At 50.7% G+C, this 280-nt stretch carries 1 protein-coding gene; it reads right to left on the bottom strand.

The genetic code is table 11. The annotated features are described in order from the left end of the window. A partial coding sequence (locus AAEY88_RS13120; protein WP_350563090.1) for a formate--tetrahydrofolate ligase occupies positions 1-280 on the bottom strand: 280 nt, incomplete at both ends.

Genomic DNA, 280 nt, shown 5'->3' on the forward strand with positions numbered 1-280 from the left:
TCGCAGCATCGGGCGCAAGTCCTGATAGGCGACACTTTATATCACAGAACTTTTGCGCGCCAAGATCAGCACCAAAGCCCGCTTCGGTAAGCGTATAATCGGCTAAATGCTGTGCCACGCGGGTCGCGATAACTGAGTTACAACCATGAGCGATATTAGCAAACGGACCGCCATGTACCAAGGCTGGCGTGCCTTCTATCGTCTGTACCAAATTAGGTTTGATCGCTTCTTTTAACAGCGCTGCCATAGCGCCTTGTGCCTTAAGATCACGAGCATAGAT

It is taken from the genome of Psychrobacter sp. CAL346-MNA-CIBAN-0220, from assembly GCF_040309805.1.
In the GTDB taxonomy this organism is placed as follows: domain Bacteria; phylum Pseudomonadota; class Gammaproteobacteria; order Pseudomonadales; family Moraxellaceae; genus Psychrobacter.